This window comes from uncultured Serinicoccus sp. (assembly GCF_947500995.1).
In the GTDB taxonomy this organism is placed as follows: domain Bacteria; phylum Actinomycetota; class Actinomycetes; order Actinomycetales; family Dermatophilaceae; genus Ornithinicoccus.
Window position 1 is genome coordinate 1 of record NZ_CANMUA010000028.1, and the last position, 736, is coordinate 736.

Genomic DNA, 736 nt, shown 5'->3' on the forward strand with positions numbered 1-736 from the left:
GAGTCGCCCTTGGACCCGACCGAGGCGACGATGCCGAGCTCCTCGAGGCGCTCGGTGTACCGGATCGCTCGGTACTGGACTCCGCGGTCGGCGTGGTGGACCAGGCCGGTCAGGTCGCGCCCCTGACGCTGGCGCTGCCAGATCGCTTGCTCGAGGGCGTCCAGGGCCAGGTCGGTGTGCAGCGAGGCGGTGACCCTCCACCCGACGATGCGTCGGGAGTACAGGTCCATCACGAACGCGACGTAGACGAACCCGGCCCAGGTCGGGACGTAGGTGATGTCGGCGACCCACCGGTCATCCGGGGCCGCAGCGGTGAAGTCCCGGTTCAGCTGGTCGGCCGGGTGCCCGTCCTTGGCCGACACCGTGGTCCGGGGCTGCTTGTGGTCGCCGGCGACCGCGCCGACCAGGCCCAAGGCCTTCATCCGCCGGGCCACCGTGCACCGCGCCACTGGCGGGTAGCGCACAGCGGTCGGCTCGCCGTGCTCGTCCAGGACGTGTTGCCGGTTCAGCACCTTCCACATCTTCATCACCCCGAAGACCTCGTAGTTGGCCTCGTCGGTCGCCCTGATCCGCTCATCCAGGGCCGCGTCGGCCAGCGCCCGGCTCGACGGGGGACGTGTCTTGGCCGCGTAGTACGTGCTCGGGGCGATCTTCGCGCCGGCCTCGGTGAGGACGGTGCAGATCGGCTCGACCCCGAACTGGTCCTTGTGCTCGTCGATGTAGGAGATCAACGACT

General features: G+C 69.7%; 1 protein-coding gene. It reads right to left on the bottom strand.

Annotation, left to right across the window (positions count from 1 at the left end; translation table 11 throughout):
• A partial coding sequence (locus tag Q0967_RS17285) for an IS3 family transposase (RefSeq protein ID WP_299451300.1) occupies positions 1-736 on the bottom strand: 736 nt, incomplete at both ends.